The 17,486-nt window shown below is 69.7% G+C and carries 16 protein-coding genes; 8 read left to right on the top strand and 8 right to left on the bottom strand.

Translation table 11 applies throughout. The features are described from left to right. The first annotated feature begins 11 nt into the window (after positions 1 to 11). Together FHW79_RS11510 and FHW79_RS11505 are read left to right on the top strand one after the other, a co-directional pair. The gene (locus FHW79_RS11510) at positions 12 to 935 is read left to right on the top strand and encodes a glycosyltransferase family 2 protein (protein ID WP_051140669.1); all 924 of its coding nucleotides are present in this window, start codon (positions 12 to 14) and stop codon (positions 933 to 935) included. Next, positions 932 to 1,903, top strand: coding sequence for a glycosyltransferase family 2 protein (locus FHW79_RS11505; RefSeq protein WP_183179041.1), 972 nt, complete (start codon positions 932 to 934; stop codon positions 1,901 to 1,903). Before FHW79_RS11510 ends, FHW79_RS11505 begins: the two co-directional genes overlap by 4 nt. 122 nt (positions 1,904 to 2,025) lie before the next feature. Here the strand turns inward: FHW79_RS11505 and FHW79_RS11500 are convergent, their stop codons facing one another. Both FHW79_RS11500 and otnI read right to left on the bottom strand, forming a co-directional pair. Then, entirely contained in the window at positions 2,026 to 2,916 is an 891-nt protein-coding gene (locus FHW79_RS11500) for an AEC family transporter (RefSeq protein WP_183179040.1), read from the bottom strand. Between the two features lie 2 nt (positions 2,917 to 2,918). Next, complete coding sequence (gene otnI / locus FHW79_RS11495; protein ID WP_183179039.1) at positions 2,919 to 3,707, bottom strand: 2-oxo-tetronate isomerase; 789 nt, start codon at positions 3,705 to 3,707, stop codon at positions 2,919 to 2,921. Between the two features lie 213 nt (positions 3,708 to 3,920). Between otnI and FHW79_RS11490 the strand changes: the two genes are divergently transcribed. Beyond that, complete coding sequence (locus FHW79_RS11490) at positions 3,921 to 4,949, top strand: AbrB family transcriptional regulator (protein ID WP_183179038.1); 1,029 nt, start codon at positions 3,921 to 3,923, stop codon at positions 4,947 to 4,949. A gap of 9 nt (positions 4,950 to 4,958) precedes the next feature. On the opposite strand, the gene FHW79_RS11485 is transcribed toward FHW79_RS11490, so the two are convergent. Then, a complete protein-coding gene (locus FHW79_RS11485) occupies positions 4,959 to 5,666 on the bottom strand; it encodes a sigma factor-like helix-turn-helix DNA-binding protein (RefSeq protein ID WP_183179037.1) in 708 nt (235 codons plus the stop codon). Positions 5,667 to 5,844: 178 nt separating this feature from the next. Next, positions 5,845 to 6,453, bottom strand: a complete 609-nt coding sequence (locus tag FHW79_RS11480; RefSeq protein WP_183179036.1) for a flavodoxin family protein — start codon at positions 6,451 to 6,453, stop codon at positions 5,845 to 5,847. Positions 6,454 to 6,641: 188 nt separating this feature from the next. Here FHW79_RS11480 and FHW79_RS11475 point away from each other — a divergent pair, with 188 nt between their 5' ends. From FHW79_RS11475 to FHW79_RS11465, 3 genes are all read left to right on the top strand, one after another. After that, a complete protein-coding gene (locus FHW79_RS11475; protein ID WP_247884307.1) occupies positions 6,642 to 7,406 on the top strand; it encodes a M48 family metallopeptidase in 765 nt (254 codons plus the stop codon). 184 nt (positions 7,407 to 7,590) lie between these two features. After that, a complete protein-coding gene (locus tag FHW79_RS11470) occupies positions 7,591 to 8,625 on the top strand; it encodes an AAA family ATPase (RefSeq protein ID WP_183179034.1) in 1,035 nt (344 codons plus the stop codon). Further along, a complete protein-coding gene (locus FHW79_RS11465; RefSeq protein WP_183179033.1) occupies positions 8,615 to 9,511 on the top strand; it encodes a ParB/RepB/Spo0J family partition protein in 897 nt (298 codons plus the stop codon). The genes FHW79_RS11470 and FHW79_RS11465 overlap by 11 nt, the downstream gene beginning before the upstream one ends. Before the next feature lie 55 nt (positions 9,512 to 9,566). Here FHW79_RS11465 and FHW79_RS11460 read toward each other — a convergent pair whose 3' ends face one another. From FHW79_RS11460 to FHW79_RS11450, 3 genes are all read right to left on the bottom strand, one after another. Next, on the bottom strand, positions 9,567 to 10,751 hold the full coding sequence (locus FHW79_RS11460) for an HPP family protein (RefSeq protein WP_211108223.1): 1,185 nt from the start codon (positions 10,749 to 10,751) through the stop codon (positions 9,567 to 9,569). An 89-nt stretch (positions 10,752 to 10,840) separates the two neighbouring features. After that, positions 10,841 to 11,980 (bottom strand): SbmA/BacA-like family transporter, encoded by a 1,140-nt coding sequence (locus tag FHW79_RS11455; RefSeq protein ID WP_183179032.1) that lies wholly within the window; start codon positions 11,978 to 11,980, stop codon positions 10,841 to 10,843. A 128-nt stretch (positions 11,981 to 12,108) separates the two neighbouring features. Beyond that, positions 12,109 to 14,136, bottom strand: coding sequence for a HAMP domain-containing methyl-accepting chemotaxis protein (locus FHW79_RS11450; RefSeq protein WP_183179031.1), 2,028 nt, complete (start codon positions 14,134 to 14,136; stop codon positions 12,109 to 12,111). 359 nt (positions 14,137 to 14,495) lie between these two features. On the opposite strand from FHW79_RS11450, the gene FHW79_RS11445 reads away from it, so the two are divergent. Continuing rightward, the gene (locus FHW79_RS11445) at positions 14,496 to 15,482 is read left to right on the top strand and encodes an aldo/keto reductase (RefSeq protein ID WP_183179030.1); all 987 of its coding nucleotides are present in this window, start codon (positions 14,496 to 14,498) and stop codon (positions 15,480 to 15,482) included. Between the two features lie 9 nt (positions 15,483 to 15,491). On the opposite strand, the gene FHW79_RS11440 is transcribed toward FHW79_RS11445, so the two are convergent. Beyond that, positions 15,492 to 16,367: a LysR family transcriptional regulator gene (locus FHW79_RS11440; RefSeq protein WP_183179029.1), complete on the bottom strand. Its 876-nt coding sequence runs from the start codon at positions 16,365 to 16,367 to the stop codon at positions 15,492 to 15,494. 107 nt (positions 16,368 to 16,474) lie between these two features. Here FHW79_RS11440 and bla point away from each other — a divergent pair, with 107 nt between their 5' ends. Next, a complete protein-coding gene (bla, locus tag FHW79_RS11435) occupies positions 16,475 to 17,365 on the top strand; it encodes a class A beta-lactamase (RefSeq protein WP_183179028.1) in 891 nt (296 codons plus the stop codon). Positions 17,366 to 17,486: the final 121 nt, after the last annotated feature.

Raw genomic sequence — 17,486 nt, 5'->3', positions numbered from 1 at the left:
GAACAGGCATCATGTCGAAAAAGCTGGTGGTTTGCGTGTGCACCTACCGCAGGCCGAAGGATCTCCACCGCACGCTGCTGTCGCTGGAGGGGCTGACCTTCAACCCCGACGCCCCGCTGGACGTCGAGGTTCTGGTGGTGGACAACGACCCGGCGCGCTCCGCCGAACCGCTGTGCCGCGAGATGGCGCAGGACTGGCGCTTCCCCATCCGCTACGCGGCGGAGCCGGTGCCGGGCATTCCCGCCGCCCGCAACCGCTGCCTGGACGAGACCACGGACGCCGACCTGATCGCCTTCATCGACGACGACGAGGTGGCGAGCCCCGGCTGGCTGGACTGGCTGGTGACAGCCATGGAGCGCACCGGCGCCGCCGTGGTCGCCGGCCCCGTCCTGCCGATCTACGAGAAGCGCCCGCCCGATTGGCTGACCAAGGGCCGCTTCCACGACCTGCAACGCATGCCCACGGGCAGCGAGCCGGCCTATTGCGCCACCGGCAACGTGCTGTTCCGCCGCTCCATCCTGAAGGGTGGCGTGCGTTTCGACCCGGAGCTGAGCCTGTCCGGCGGCAGCGACGTTCTGTTCTTCGAGCAGATCCGCCGCCAGGGCCACCGCATCGTCTGGTGCGACGAGGCCACCATCGAGGAGCATGTGCCGGCCAGCCGCATGACCGCGCGCTGGATCCTGCGCCGCGCCTTCCGGCTCGGCACCTGCGTGTCGCTGACCGAGGCCAAGCTGAACGGCCAGCGCCGCACGCTGGTGAAGCGCTCCACGCTGGGGCTGGCGCACATCGCGCTGAACCTCGCTGCCCTGCCGTTGGTGCCGATGGTGATGGCCTTCGACACGAGCTGGCCGATCCGCCGTCTCCAGAAGATCTGCGTCGGCAGCGGCTATCTCTACGGCCTGATGGGCTTCCAATATCTGGAGTACAAGCGATGAAGGACGCGAAGATGACAGGTGGTGCGGCGGAAGCCCCGCCCGTCACCGTCAGCGCGGTCATCCCGACGCGCAACCGCCCGCATCTCGTGCTGAACGCTGTGGAGAGCGTGCGCGCCCAGACGCTCAAGGACGTCGAGATCGTCGTCGTCGTCGACGGGCCGGACCCCGCCACCGTCGCGGCGCTGGAGGCGGTGGAGGACCGCCGCCTGCGCATCGTGCAGAACCCGGCGTCGCTCGGTCCCGCGGGGGCGCGCAACGCCGGTGTGCAGGCGGCGCTGGGCGAGTGGATCGCCTTCCTGGACGACGATGATTCCTGGGCACCGGAGAAGCTGGAACGGCAGCTCGCCGCCGCCAAGGCGTCGGGCGCCAAGCTGCCGGTGGTGTCCTGCAGCACCAGCGTCAGCATCGGCGAGCGCCGCTACGTCTGGCCGCAGCGCCGGCCGGAGCCGGGCGAGCCGATCAGCGATTACCTGATCGACCGCCGCAGCCCGCTGTCCCGCCCCGGCTATCTCGCCACCCCGACCATCATGGTGCCGCGCTCGCTCGCGCTCGCCGTGCCGATGCCGGACTACCGGCATTTCGAGGATTGGGGCTGGCTGTTCCGCGCGCTCGACCAGCCGGGGGCGGAACTGGTTTTCGTCGACGAGCCGCTGTGCTTCGTGGAGATCGACGAGGGGCGCGCCTCGCTGCATTCGGTGGACGACTGGCGCCAGGCTTTCGAATGGGCGCGCACGCATCGGCCGCTGATGACCGGCAACGCCTACGCCGCTTTCCTGATGACCAAGGTCGTCGGCATGGCCCGCCGCGAGGGCGACTGGAACGCCGTCCGCCGCCTTCTGGCCGAGGCGACGCGGGCGGGCGATCCGAAGATGCGGCATTACCTGATGTTCTTCGGGACCTGCGTGGTGCCGCCGTCCTTCCACCGCCGGGTGCGCGCAGCGACCCATTCGGACGCCGCGACGGCGTGAGGCGCGGGGTGCGATTGCCCCCTCCCTAACCCTCCCCTGCGTCAGCGGGGGAGGGGACTTTTCTCCCTCCCCTGCGAAGCGGGGGAGGGCCGGGGTGGGGGCAATCAGCTCCCCTTCCCTCTTTACATCACCACGGCCAGCAGCAGCGGCAGCGTCAGGAACGACAGCGCCGTGGAGCCCAGCACCATCCCGGCGACCTCCTGCGGCGCGTTGTTGTAGCGCAGCGCCCAGAGGTAGTTGAACACCGCCACCGGCATGGTGCTTTCCAGCAGCACGACGCCACGCATCGTGCCCTCCAGGCCCAGCACCTCCACCACCGCCAGCCCGGCGGCGAAGCCGAGCAGCAGGCGCAGCGCCGACATGGCCAGCGACCGCATCATCCCCTGCATCCGCAGCCCCGCCAGGGCCACCCCCAGCGAGAACAGCATCAGCGGCACCGCGCAGTTGCCCAGCAGCGTCGTCGTGTTGGTCACCCATTGCGGCGGCTGGAATCCGGTCATTAGGACGAGCACGGCCAACGCGACCGCGTAGATCACCGGGGTGCGCAGCACCTGCTTGGCGTCCGTGCGCCCCGCCGCCAGGGCCGGGCCGATGGTGAACTGGAGGACGGCGAGCGTCGCGAAGAACAGCACCGCCAGCCCCATCCCGGTCTCCCCGAAGGCGAACAGGCACACGGGAATGCCCATGTTGCCGCCGTTGGGAAAGCTGAGCGCCGGCAGATAGACGCGCAGCGGCAGGCGGCTGGCGAGCAGGATCGGCGTCGCCATCAGCCCGGCCAGCGCCATGCTGCCGACCGAGGCCGCCGCCATGGTCAGCAGGTCGTCGCCTCCCAGGGTCAGGCGGGCCAGCGAGGAGAAGACCAGACAGGGGGTGGAGACGTTGATCGCGAAGGTGGTGATGAAGGCGCTGTCGTAGGGCAGCTTGGCGCGGCTCCAGCCGAAGCCGAGAGCGGCGATGAGGAACACCGGCACGACGACGGCGGCGATGCTGGACAGGGGGGCGAGCAGGTCCATGGTCAGCGCGCGGCCTGTGTGGTGGTGGCGTGGAACCAGCCCAGCCCATCCTCCGTCCGGGCGCGGGGCCGGTACTCGCAGCCGATGAAGCCGCGGTAGCCGGTTTCGGCCAGAACCTCGAACAGATAGGGATAGTTGACCTCGCCACGGTCGGGCTCCTGCCGGTCGGGCACGCCGGCGATCTGCACATGGGCGGTGAGGTCGGCGTTGGCCCGGATGCGGGTGGCGAGGTCGCCCTCGCTGATCTGGCAATGGTAGAGATCGAGTTGCAGCTTCAGGTTCGGCGCCCCCACCTCCCCGATCACCCGGCGGGCCAGCACGGTTCCGTTCATCAGGTAGCCGGGCATGTCGCGGTTGTTGATCGGCTCCACCAGCAGCGTCAACCCGGCCTCCGCGCAGGCCGCCGCGGCGTGGCGCAGATTGCCGGTGTAAACCGCCAGCGCTTCCTCCCGATCCTTTCCTTGCGGCGGGATGCCGGCCATACAGTGCAGCCGCCGGTTACCCAGCACCCTGGCGTAGGCGATGGCCATCGCCACCCCCTCCCGGAACTCCGCCTCGCGACCCGGCAGGCTGGCGACGCCGCGCTCCCCCGCCGCCCAGTCGCCGGGAGGCAGGTTGAACAGCGCCTGGGTCAGCCCATGGGCGTCCAGCGCCGCCCTGATCCGCTCCGCCGGGGTATCGTAGGGGAACAGGAACTCCACCGCGTCGAAACCGGCCGCCGCCGCCGCGCCGAACCGCTCCAGGAAGGGCCGCTCGGTGAACATCATGGACAGGTTGGCGGCGAACCTCATGGCGTCCGTCCCCCGGTTCTTATCGGCATGGTCCCCTCCCGCGTCGTCTGGGCCGCCGTGGCGGCCGGTTGTTCCGACAATGCAGCAGGCGGACGGTCCGGACAATCGCCGGCCTATGCCGCACACGCTTGTCAGGTGACCGCCCATACCGGTTGCGCGAGATTGCGGGTGACACGCACAGTGCACGCCCCTTGCCGCAGCCGGACCCGACGGATGATGAAGCGACTCGCCGCTACCGCCCTGACCCTCCTTCTGGCCGCCCTGGGTGGCGCGCTGTTCGCTTTGGCGGGGCTGCCCGCGGCGTGGCTGATGGGGGCGATGACCGCGGTGGCCGGCGGGGCGCTCGGCGGGTTGAAGCTCCGCCTGCCCTCCCCGCTCGGCACCGCCGCCTTCGTCCTGCTGGGCATCTCCATGGGCGCCGGTGTGACGCCCGACACGCTGCACCAGATGGCCTCCTGGCCGCTCAGCATGGCGCTGCTCGCCGGATCGGTGATGGCCTGCCTCTACGCCTGCTCGGCGTGGCTGGAGCGGGTGCACCGCTGGGACCCGGCGACCGCGCGCTACGCCGCCGTCCCCGGCGCGCTGGGCGCAGTGCTGGTGCTGGCGGCGGAGAGCCGGGCCGACCTGCCGCGGGTGGCGCTGGCGCAGAGCCTGCGGCTGTTCGTCCTGGTCGCCGCCATGCCCTGGCTGTTGGACCTGGTGTCGTCCACGCCGGGTCTGCCGCCCCACCCTGCCCCGTCCGATCCGGTGGGCGCCCTGCCCGAGCTGGCTCTTCTGGTCGGGGCCAGCGCCCTGGCCGGGCTGCTGTTCCAGAAGCTGCGCGTGCCCGGCGGCGTGCTGCTCGGCGCCATGCTGGGAAGTGCTGTGCTGCACGGCAGCGGCCTTGTGGATCACCGCTTGCCGAACGGGCTGCTGAACGCGGGCTTCGTGGTGACGGGGGCGCTGATCGGGTCGCGTTTCGCCGGGGTCACGCTGGCGTCACTGCGGGCGGCGCTGCGCCCGTCGCTGGAAAGCGTGGCGCTGGCGCTCGCCCTGTCCTCGATCTTCGCCTGGGCGGGGGGCTGGATGCTCGGCCTTCCCTTCGGCCAGCTCTGGCTCGCCTACGCGCCGGGCGGGGTGGAGGCGATGACCATCGTGGCCTTCGTGCTCGGCCTCGACACCGCCTTCGTCGGCACGCACCACGTGGTGCGCTTCGCCGGGCTGGGCTTTCTGGCCCGCTGGTGGCAGCCCCGCCGCGGCTGAGCGGACAGCTTACAGCCCGTCGAAGAGAAGCTGTGCCGGCGGTTCGGCCTTGCGCTTTTTCTTCTTCTCCTTGATGGCCTTCTCCGCGGCCGGCTTGTCCTCGGCCGGTTGATCCGCGGCCACCGTATCCTGGGCATCCGGGTTCAAAGCCATCTCCACCCGCTCCAAAGGAGCCGGTTCGGGCGGGGGCGCGGGCGGAGCCGCCTCGACCGGCTCAGGGGTGCGTGCCGGTTCTTCCACAGCCGGAGGTTCCGCAACCGGCGCCGCGGCGGGCGGCGCGTCCTCCGCCGCGGCCTCCTGGACCGGCTCGACCGCCGGTTCCTCGGCCGGCTTGGCCGCCTTTTTCTTCTTCGGGCGGGCCGGGCGCGGGTCGATGCCCACCCCGTCCTTGGCGCGGGCCTTGGCCTTGTCGCGGGCGACGGCCTCCGGAGCGTTGGGGTCGTCGTTCAGCCACTTGCCGCGCTTGATGACCTCGTTCACGCGCCCCTGATTGACGCCGAGCTGGAAAGCGATCTCCTGCTGGGTCATGTCTGTGGTCCGGTGAAGCTCCAGGATCTGCGCGGCGAGTTCCGGGGTCATCTTCTTGCCGACGACACGCCGTGCCGGGCGGATCGACCGCTGGGCCTTGTCGCGCTCGCGCAGCTTGCCCAGGATCTCCAGGGCCTCCGTGTTGCCCGCCGTCTTCAAGGCTTCTTCGAATTCCTTGAGCGTCGTCACCCGTTCCTCCTGCCACCATCCACCCGCGGCGACGCCATCGCATCGCCGGCCTACAAGACCGACTATACATGGAATCGCGCGGGCGGTTGAGAAGCCTCTTTCCCGGATATCCACAGAATGGCACGGGCGGAAGGAGACGGCCATGCGACGCTATTAGACGTCTAATCGCCGGAGGCCGTCATTCCCCGGGATACTGTTTCTCCTTGAGGAAGCGCGCCAAGTGGGCGGCGTTGCGCGCGGCCATGGCGGAGGTGGAGACCACCTTGTCCGGCACCTTGCCCAGGTCCTGAAAGTCGGTCTTCTGCATCGCCTCCCCCACCCAGTAGCAGACAGCGTTGGCGGCGAGCGTAAAGCCGACGTCGTTCAAGGCCTGGAACAGCTCCGCCGAGACATGGTGGGCGCCATCCTCATTGCCGACGACGGCCACCAGCGCGACCTTGCCGTAGGAGACCATGCGCCCCTGGTCGTCCGTCTCGCCCAGGAAGGCGTCCATGCGTTCCAGCACCCGCTTGCAGACGCTGGACGGCTGGCCCATCCAGATCGGCGTGCCGAGAATGAGGATGTCCGCCTCCAGCACGCGGCGGCGCAGCTCCGGCCAAGCGTCGCCCGGCCCTTCGTCGGAGGTGACGCCGGGCTTCACGTCATGGTCGGCGACGCGGACCGGCATCCCCACCTCGACGTTGTGAGCCGCGAGGTCCTTCTGGAGCAGGCCGATCATCGCGTCGGTCGAGGAGGACTTTCCCGAGGGCTTCAGGGTGCAGTTGAGCGCAAAGGCTTTGATCAGCATGTTGTGCTCCCGGTCCGTTCCAATCCGCATCGGCCCGCTCCATATCGGCGGGGATCGGAGGCAACATCCCGCCCCGCAAAACGTTGCGGCTCTCACAGCGTCGCCACCGAATTGCCCCGGCACAGCCCATCCGCCATCGGATAGGATGCAACGGACAGAACCACAACGGAGGAACAGACATGCCAACCATGACCGTCCGACCCCTGTGCCTTGCCGCGGCTTTGGCCGGGTCCCTGGCGCTGGCCGGATGCGCCGGAAACTCGACGGGGCTCGGGCTGAACCTCGTCTCGCAGGAACAACTCGTCGAACTCGGTCAGCAGGACTGGCAACGCCTGATCCAGTCGACCCCGGCCACCGCCAACGCCAGCTACCAGCGCCGCGCCGAGCAGATCTCAGCCCGTCTGCTGCGCGCCGCCTCGCTCGACCCTGCGGGTTGGGAAGTCCGCGTGTTCCAGGGCAAGGAAGCCAACGCCTTCGCGCTGCCCGGCCAGAAGATTGGCGTCTATGAGGGGCTGTTCCAATACGCCAAGACCGACGCGCAGCTCGCCGCGGTCATCGGTCACGAGATCGCCCACAATCTGGAGGGCCACGCCGCCGAGCGGGTGAGCACCCAGATGGCCACCGACGCCGGCACCAGCATCCTGGGGGCCGTGGCCGGGGCGAGCGGGGTCGGCGGCAGCGAGATGATCGCCGCGGCGCTGGGCACCGGCGCGCAGTACGGCCTGCTGCTGCCCTACTCCCGCAACCAGGAGCTGGCGGCTGACCGCGCCGGCCTGCTGATGATGGCCCGCGCCGGCTACGACCCGCAGGCGGCGATCGAGCTGTGGCAGAACATGAAGCAGGCGGGGGCCGAGCAGCCAACCTTCATGTCCACCCACCCCGGCACGGCGGACCGCATCGCTGCGCTGCAAAAGCTGATGCCTGAGGCGAAGGCGGCCTACAAGCCGGGCTGACCGGAGCGGCGGGCGGTGCCGCGGTCGCGCCGCCCGTCGGGCCTTGCCCGGCGAGAAAGTTCCGCGAGAAAATTTTCTCGCCGAATGTTGACTCCCCTGCCCTGCCCCGGAGTCAACATTCCGGCTTGACCGGGGCTCCGGCGCCGCGCAAAAGTGGCCTTGGGGCAAGGCAGGGGAATGAACCATGCGCGGCGAGGACATCAAGGCGTTCCGGGAAGGCCGGACGCTGAACCAGCCGGATTTCGCGGCTTGGCTGAACGAGAAACTCGGCCGGAAATACGACAAGGCGAAGATCTCGCGCTGGGAGAACGGCAGCGAGAAGATCCCGGCCCCGGTCATCTCCCTGCTGTTGCGGGAGAAGATCGGAACGGTGACGCGGCATGGCCCGGCGCTGATTTGTGCCGCGGCCAACCGCAAGGGCGGCGTGGGCAAGACCGCCTTCACCGTCAACACGGCCACCCTGCTCGCCCAACACTTCAAGGTGTTGCTGATCGACGCGGACCCGCAGGCCAACGCCACCATCCATCTCGGCATCAACTCCATCGAGCGCGAGCGCGAGGAGAAGACGCTCTATTACGCGCTGAAGGCCTCCGTGGAGGCGCTGAAATCGCGGGGAAAAGGTTTCGACCTCAGCGACTACATCGTCACCACCGACAGCGGGCTCGACGTGATCCCCAGCGGCATGAGGCTGGGCGACGCGGAGGCGGAGTTGCAGAGCCAGTCGTCCGGCGACTGCGCGCTTCGGGAATGCCTGGATGGCGGGGCGCGGCAGAGCTACGATTTCATCTTCGTCGACACCCCGCCGCATTTCGGCATGCTGGCGCGCAACGCATTGACCGCCGCCAACACCGTCGCCATTCCCTGCCAGACGGAAATGCTGAGCGTCGCCGGTGTGGAATTTCTGCTGGAGAACCTGGACATGATCCGCCGCCGGGCCAACCCCGGGGTCAGCGTTCTCGGCATCCTGCCGACGATGTTCAACGCGCGGCTGACCCAGGACCAAGCGTCGCTTGACGACATCCGCAACCTGTTCGGCGCGAAGCTGCGCGTCTTTGGCCCGATCCCGCGGGCGACCGTCTACGCCCAGGCGGTGGCCGCCGGGCGCGCCGCGCTGGAGGCGGTGCCGGACGCGCCGGGCTACGAGGTCTATCAGGCCGTCGCCGACGCACTGATCCAGGAACGTTCCCGCATGCCGGAGGTGATGGCCCATGTCGCGTAAACTGGCCCGGACGAACACCGGCGTGCTGGCCACCGCGGCGGCGGAACGGCAGGCCCGCGAGGACGGGCAGGGCTTCAACCGCCGCGGCCCGGTCGTCGTGGAGATCGACGTCGGCCGCATCGTCACCAACCCCGACCAGCCCCGCCGCCATTTCGACGAGGCGGACATGGAGGCGCTGAAATCCTCCATTGCGCAGCATGGGCTGGCCCAGCCGGTCGGCGTACAGCAGTTGGGTGATGGCCGCTTCCAGCTCGTCTTCGGGGAGCGGCGCTTCCGCGCCGTTCGCTCGCTCGGTCACCCGACCATCTACGCCGTGACCGTCACCGGCGCGTCGGACGAGCTGGCGCTGATCGAGAACGTCGTGCGCGCCGATCTGTCGCCTTTTGAAGAGGGCGACGCCTACGCCCGGCTCATGGAGCGCCACGGCTACCGGCAGGAGGATGTCGGGCGGATCGTCGGCAAGGACCGGGTGGATATTTCCCGCGCATTGCTCATCAGCCGCCTGCCGCAACGCATCCGTGACGAGTATCCGCTGCACCGCCCGGCGCGTTACCGGCTGGTGGAGATCGCCCGGCTGAAAGGGGAGGGCGAACAGCTGCGCGGCTGGGACGCGCTGGTCACCGAGATGACCCGGCGCTCCGCCGACGAGGACGATCCGGCGCCCGCGGCGGCCAAGCCCCGTCCCAACGCCGCTCCCACCGGAAGCGCCCTGCCGAAGCCGCTGGCCAAGGCGGTGTTCGGGGCGCGCCAGACCGTCGCCAGCGTCCGTGAACGGGGCTTGGCCCTGGCCGACATCGACCGGGAGACGCTCCGCGCGATCCGCGACGACATCGACGCGATCCTGAACGCCGGTCCGAATGCCGGGAAGGGCAGGGGAGGGGAGTGAGAGAAGCCGGCTCCGTGAGAAAATTTTCTCGCGGAGCCCTGGCTTCCGGTTCGGTTCAGCGGCTTGCCAAGGCCACGGGCTCGGCAGAGCTCCGGGCGCTTTCCAGCGATTGCAGCAGGTTCGTGCGGGCCATCACCAACAGCAGGTCGGTCTGCGTCACCACCCCCAGCAGACCGCCGGTCCCATCCACGATGGCCACCTCGTGCGTGCGCCCGTCCGACAGCGGTCCGAGCAGGCGGAAGGCCGGTGTTTCCGGACCGGCGATCACCGGTGGGGCCATGACCGCGGCCACCGTCGCGGCGTTCCCGACCAGATGCTGGTGGCCGACCAGACCGACCACCGCATTGCGCCGGTCCACCACGGGCAGGGTGCGGAAGGCATGCTCGATCAGGCGGGCACGGGCCACCTCCGGATGGGCCTCCGCGCTCACCGTCACCACGTCGCGGGCCATGATGTCGCCGCAGGTGACTCCGCTGTGCATCCGCTCCATGGCGTGAAGCTCAGCCTTCTCCAGAAGGGCGCTCAGGTCGTCGCGGTTGACGTCCAGCGCCTCTCCCAGCTCACGGATCGCCTCGTCCAGGTCGTCGGCGGTCAGGCCGCCGCGCGTCCGGGCGGGCGGGTCGGCGGTGCCATGGCTGTTGGCCGGCTTGGGCGGCGCCCGGTGCGGGTAGGAATGGCCGGAGAAGCGGTGGAACGTCCAGCCCGCCAGCACCAGAAGGATGGAATTGACGGCCACCGGATAGAACACGAACTGCATCCCCGACGCCGCGACCGCCGGCCCGCCGATCACCGCGGTCAGCGCGGCGGCGCCGCCCGGCGGGTGCAGGCAGCGCGTCATCGACATGGTCGCGATGGCCAGCGCCACCGCCACGCCGCCGGCCAGCATCGGGTCGGGGATCAGCGCCGCCACCATCACCCCGACCAGTGCCGACAGGGTGTTGCCGCCGATGATCGACCAGGGCTGGGCGAGCGGGCTGGCCGGCACCGCGAACAGCAGCACCGCCGACGCTCCCATCGGCGCCACCAGGGCCGGCGCGCTGGTGATGTGGGTCAGCAGGTTGTGGCAGAGCAGGCCCGTCGCGGCGAGGCCGAGCATGGCGCCGCAGCAGGCGATCAGCCGGTCCTTCAGGTTCGCACCGGGCAGGATGGGCCTGAACAGGGCAAGGCGGCGGCGGTTTTCGCGTTTCTTCAGCACAGTGATTTTCCAGCGGCGCAGCAGGAGCCGTATCTCGCGGTGCATTCGGCCCGGTCCCTCCCAAGGTTTAGGCGTGCGGCGGCAGGATAGAACCTCAAGCTAAGTTGAGGTCAAACGGAAAGTGCCGGGCCGAGTCACCGTTTCCGCACGGTGTTGCCGCCATCGGACAGAAAATCGGGCGTGTTCGCCTTGACCGGGGGCAAGGGGGTGATCCCGTCGAGCGCGTCCTTCAGACCCAACACACGCTCCACCGATGCCTTCCACTGGGCGACGGTCGCCAGATTGTCGATGGGCCAGGAGAGCGCCGCGACGGCCTGCTGGAAGGCCTGGGCGGTCTGCATCATCATCCCCAGCGTGATGGCCCCCGCGACGTAGCGGGGCGCCACCACCAGGATGGGAAAGACCGCGGACAGCACCGAGTAGGACGCACCGAAGGCCATCACACGCATCAGCGCGCCGGTCTGCCGATCCCAGCCGCGGCGCACCCCGCCGAACAGCAGGGCGATGCGGCCGCGCTCCACCGCCTCGCCCTGCTGCCGGGCAATGATCGACGCGTTCTCGCGAACCCGCGCCAGCCCGAAACGGAAATCGGCCTCCAACCCCTGCCTGCGCTCCGCCGCGCGGACCAGCGGCCGGGCGACGGCGATGGCCGCGGTGGTCCCGGTGGCCGCAAAGGCCAGGGCGAGGATAAGCAGATGACCGGGCACCGGAAGGCTCACGTCACCGAACGCGACCTGCACGACGCCGGAAAGCTGCCACAGGATTCCGGCGAAACTGACCAACAGCAGCAGGCAGTAGGTCAATGAATGCCCGAGATCGATGGCAAGTTCGGTGACGACACGGACATCCTCGGCGATGCGCCCATCAGGGTTGTCGTGGTCGCCGGGACGGGAGGGGAGGGCGATTTCCCGCCCATCCGACACCCACGCGCCGACCAGCCGCCGGGTCAACCACGCCCGCCAGCCGAACTGGAGACGCCGCTTCACCCACAGATGCGTCACGGTGATGGCCATGTTGAACAGCAGGATGCCGCCGGCCGCCGCGGCCATCACCGGCAGGCGGTCCATCGCCCGCTGCTCCAGCGCGTCGAACAGGCGCTGGCTCCACAGGTTCATCATCACCGGGACGGACACCTGAGCCACCGTCAAAGCCAGCAAAGCCGCCGCCAGCAGCCGCACCGTCCAGCGGTCCCGTCCCATCCAGTAGCCCCCGGCCAGCCCGGCGAAGCGCCGGACGAAACCGGAGGCGGTTCCTGGGAAAAGCCGTTTCACCATGACCGACCATCCCGGCCGCTCAATCAAAGCGTCCAACCGAGACGCCCGACGTTCAGGCGCCTCGGCTCAGCCTACCACCTTTCCGGCGGACGAAAACCGGAACAAGCGGCGATCCCTCCCCCGCCGGATCAGGCGGCCCGGACGGTGGCGATGAAGCCGCGCACCTCGCTGCGCAGCCGCTCCGCCTCGACGGCCAGCTCCTCCGATGTGCCGTGGACATGGCTGGCGGCACTGCCAGTCTCCGACACCGCCGTGCTGACGCCGGCGATGTTGCGCGACACCTCCTCGGTTCCCTGGGCGGCCTGGGACACGCTGCTGGCGATCTCGCGCGTCGCGGCGGCCTGCTCCTCGATGGCGGCGGCGATGGTGGTGGCGATCTCGCTCATCCGGCCGATGGTCTGGCCGATGCTCCCGATGGCCTTCTGCGCACCGCCGGTGGTCTGCTGGATCTCCTGGACCTTCGACTGGATCTCGTCGGTCGCCCTGGCGGTCTGGTTCGCCAGCGCCTTGACCTCGCCCGCCACCACCGCGAAGCCCTTGCCGGCCTCTCCGGCGCGGGCGGCCTCGATGGTGGCGTTCAGCGCCAGCAGGTTGGTCTGGGCGGCGATGCCGCTGATGATCTCCACCACCTGCCCGATCTGCTCGGCGGCGGTCACGAGGGCGCGCATGGTGCGGTCGGCGCCCTCGGCGTCGGTCACCGCCTGACTGGCGATGCGGGTGGAAATCTCCACCTGCTGGCCGATCTCGGCAATCGAGGCCGACAGTTCCTCCGTCGCGCTGGCGACGGTCTGCACGTTGGCCGACGCCTCCTCGGAGGCGGAGGCGACAAGGAGCGAGCGCTCGCTGGCGTCCGCCGCGGTGCCGGACAGGGTGCTGGCGGCGCTGTGCATGCCGCCCGCGGCGCTTGCCACGGCCTCGACGATCCCCTGGACCGTCTCCTCGAAGGTGTCGGCCATACGGATCATGGTGGCGCGACGCTGCTCGGCGGCCTGGCGTTCGGCCTCCTCCTGTGCCTTGCGCATGCGCTCCATCTCCTCGGCGTTCGACTTGAAGACCTGGAGGGCGCGGGCCAGGGCGCCGATCTCGTCCTTTCGCCAGCCCTCGTCCACCTGCACCGTGCGGTCGCCTTCGGCCAGCCGGCCCATCGCCCCGGTGATGGCGCCGAGCGGACGGGTGATCGCCCGCGAAATCATCCAGGCCAGCAGCAGGCCCAGCGCCACCGCGGCGGCGGTCACCGCGGCCCCCTGCCGCTCGGCGGCGGTCACCGCGGTGGCGGCGCTGCGCTCCAATCCCTTCAGGACCTCGGTGGAATGCTGGCGGATCGCCCCGATCTTCCCGTTGATCTGGGCACCGGCGCGGGTCAGCGTGTCGGAATTGACGTGCGCCATCTCCTCGGCGATGGCGGCGATGCGCTCGATGCCGGCGGTGTAATGCGGCAGCTTGGCGAGCACCTCGGTGCGTTTGGCGGCGCCCGGGGAGTCGGCCCAGTCCTTGGCCTCGTCTGCCAGCTCGGCGGCCACCGCCGCCAGATCATGACGGATGCGGGCCAGATCCTCGGGCTTCGTCTCGGTCACGAAGCGGGCGACCAGCACGCGCACCAGCAGGTACTGCTCGCTGACGCCCGAGGCCCCCAGGGTGTGGTCAAGATTGCCGGTTTGCCGTTCGGCGGTCACCAGATCGCTCAGCGTCCGGCGGATGTCGGCACCGAGTTTGTTCACGACCTCGGCGACGATGCCGTCACGCTCGGTGCGCAGGGTGACCAGACGGTCGAATCCGGTCAGGAAATCCCGTTCGAGCCCGCGAATCTCCTCCACCGCCTTACGGTCGCCAGGGTCGCTGATGCCGGGCGCCGCCTTGTCCAGATGCCGGCGGAAATCCCCGGCTGTCACGCGGAAGCGGTTGGCCGCGCCATTGGTGCCGGCGACGAGAAATTCCGCCGCAGCCCCCAGCGCGTCGGACAGCGCGGTGTCGGCCTCACCCAACGTCACCGTAACGTCGGACTGCGCCGCGTAGCTGCGCAACGCGGTATCGTTGGACCGAAGGCCACTCCAGGAAACCGCCCCCAACGTGACCAGCAGGGCCAGCGTGACCCCGAAGCCGGTGTAGACCTTGGTGGCGGTGCGCAAGTTGGCGAAAGCACGAAGGGAGGTGGTCATGATGGGATGTCCTGCCTGGAGGTTTCTTCCTTGGGGGTACTTTTTTGTTCGGCGTCGGTCGCCCGCACCGGATCAAATCAATCTCAAATTCCGTACCAACTCCCAATCCCCGCGCAATTGCTGTTCCACCCAGCAAAATTCCCGAGTGGGCTGCGCGGTTGTTCCTTCCCAACCGTTGCAATTTGCCAACGCGCTCCCATCCGCGTCGCAAATCGCCATGCCCGCGTCGTCAAGTTGCGAATGGGAACGCCGGAACCGTCCCGATGTTGAGGGCCGATGTTGAGGCCCCATGTTGAGGGAAGCGCCGCCAGAGCGCAGACTGGAATCCCGCACACGCACGGAACAACGAGAGGTCGGTCATGCCGGACAGCAAGCATTTCGCTCCGCCCGGACCCATCGGGTTTGGTGGCGCTCCGCTCGGCAACATGTTCGAGGAGGTGCCGGACGACGTGGCGGAGGCCACGCTGGCCGCCGCCTGGGACGCCGGCATCCGCTATTTCGACACGGCGCCGGAATACGGTCCCGGCATCTCGGAGCACCGGTTCGGCCATGTTCTGCGCAACCGTCCGCGCGACGAGTTCGTCCTGTCCACCAAGGTCGGGCGGCTTCTGCGCGCCGACTCCAGCAAGGGCGGCAAGCACGGCCCCTTCGTGAAGGGGCTGCCCTTCCGGGTGGACTACGACTACACCGCCGACGGGGTGCGCCGCTCCATCGAGGACAGCCTGCAACGGCTGGGCATGGCGCGCATCGACATCGCCTACATCCACGACTGCGCCGAGGACGCCCACGGCGACCGCTGGCTGGAGGTGTTCGACACCGCCATGAAGGGCGCCGCCGTGGCGCTGACCAAGCTTCGCGAGGAAGGCGTGATCCGCGGCTGGGGCCTGGGCGTCAATCGGGTGGAGCCCTGCGTGATGGCGCTGGAGCGGGCCGACCCGGACGTCTTCCTGCTGGCTGGGCGCTACAGCCTGCTGAACCAGCCGGCGCTGGACACGCTGTTCCCGCACTGCCAGGAGCGAGGCGTCCATGTCGTGGTCGGCGGCCCCTACAACTCCGGCCTGATCGCCGGAGGCAAGAATTTCGAGTACCAGGAGGCACCACCGGACAAGGTGGCGGCGCGCGACCGTCTGGCCGAGATCGCCAAACGGCACGGCGTCGACCTGCGGGCGGCGGCGCTGCAATTCTGCGCGGCGCACCCGGTCGTCGCCTCGGTCATTCCGGGCACCAAGAACCCACCGCGCGTGCAAGAGAACATGGCCCTGATGAAGCAGCCGATCCCGGCGGACTTCTGGCGGGAGCTGAAGCAGTCCGGCGTCCTGCCGGAGCAGGCGCCGACACCGGCCTGAACCTCCGGCCTAATCGTCCGCCCGGACGGCGGCGGCGATCCAGTGGCGAAAGCTCTGCATCGCCGCCGTCTCGGGACGGGAATGCAGGCGGGTCAGCCAGTAGCGACCCGCCGGCACCTCGATGGTGAAGGGACGGGCCAACCGGTCGGTGGCCAGATCATGGCCGAACAGCCGCGCCGGCAGCAGCGCCACCCCCGCGCCCATCGCGGCGGCGGCGGCGATGGTGGGGGAGGAGTCGAAGACCGGGCCGCGGATGGCGGGGCAGGGCACCCCGGCCAGCGCGAACCAGCGCTGCCATTCCTCGACCCGGTAGGAGCGCAGCAGCACCTCGCGCGCGAGGTCGGCCGGCGCGGACAGCCGTTGCGCCAGCGCCGGAGCGCAGAGCGGGGTCAGCGGGGCGTCGAGCAGCGGCACCGCCTCCACCCCGTGCCAGGAGCCGTCGCCGAAGCGGATTGCAAAGTCCAGCCCTTCGCCGGCCAGATCGACCCGGTTGTTGTTGGTCAGGATGCGCAGGTCGACCGCCGGGTTCGCCGCGGTGAAGGCCGGCAGGCGCGGCAGCAGCCAGCCCGTGGCGAAGGTCCCCACCACCCCGACCGTCAGCACCTCGTGGTAGCGCCCGTCGGCGAAGCGGTCGAGCGTCGCGCCGATCCGCTCGAAGGCGTCCATCAGCACCGGCACTAGCGCCGCCCCCTCGTCGGTCAGGGCGAGGCCGCGCGGCAGGCGGCGGAACAGGGTGACGCCGAGCCGCGCCTCCAGCGTGCGGATCTGCTGGCTGACCGCCGCCTGGCTGACGCACAGCTCCAGCCCGGCGCGGGTGAAGCTGAGATGGCGGGCCGACGCTTCGAAGGCGCGCAGCGCGTTGAGCGGAAGCTGGGGGCGGGCCATGAGAAGCCATTAGTTTTTCTTGTGGCTTGTGAAAACTATCATCGTTTGTTCGGAGGCCGGCAGCTTTTTATCGTCCGCCCATCGACACGGCATGAGACGAGGACACGATGATCGGACGGCGGGCTTTCCTGGCCGCGGCGGGCGGCGTGACGCTGCTGGCGGCAACCGGCGTGAAGGCGGAGAAACCCAGGAATTCCGGGGACAAGAGGCTGGCGGACGCGATCGCCGCGCTGGAAAAGCGCAGCGGCGGGCGACTCGGCGTGGCGGTGCTCGACACCGGCACCGGACAGCGCTTCGGGCACCACGCGGACGAGCGGTTCCCGATGTGCAGCACCTTCAAATTTCTTTTGGCTGGCGCCGTCCTGAAACAGGTGGACGAAGGGCGGGAGCGGCTGGACCGGCGCATTCGGGTCACCAAGGCGGACATGGTCCCCCACGCCCCCTTCACCGAAACCCGCCTCGACGGCCCGCCCCCCACGGTGGCCGAGCTGTGCGAGGCGACGATGACGCTCAGCGACAACGTGGCGGCGAACCTGCTTCTGCCGGCGGTGGGCGATCCCGCCGGGCTGACCGCCTTCCTGCGCACGCTGGGTGACCAAAAAACCCGGCTGGACCGCAACGAGCCGTCCCTGAACAGCGCCATTCCCGGCGACCCGCGCGACACCACCACGCCCGCGGCGATGGTCCACAGCATGGAGCGGCTGATGCTGGGCGACGCGCTGACCCCGGCGTCGCGCGAGCGGCTCATCGCCTGGATGGTCGCCAACCGGACCGGCGACAAGCGGCTGCGCGCCGGGCTGCCGAAGGGCTGGCGCGTCGGCGACAAGACCGGCACGGGCGTGCGCGGGACGGCCAACGACATCGGCATCGTCTGGCCGGAGGGGCGGGCGCCCCTGCTGATCGCCAGCTACCTGACCGAGACGCCCGACGCCTTCAAGGAGCGGGACGCCGTCCACGCCGGCGTGGCCCGCGCGGTCGCCGACGCGCTCAAGGGCTGAGCGCCATCCGAAACTGTGGCCCGGCCCCTGCGGCATGTCGTCACTGGGGTTTACCCTAAGAAGTGTAGGGATGCCCCCAATGGGAGTGGGGGCAGGGCGCCGGTACCCTTCGCACCGTAGG

It is taken from the genome of Azospirillum sp. OGB3 (genome assembly GCF_014192915.1).
Classification (GTDB): Bacteria; Pseudomonadota; Alphaproteobacteria; order Azospirillales; family Azospirillaceae; genus Azospirillum.
This window is presented reverse-complemented; position numbering and strand designations above follow the sequence as displayed.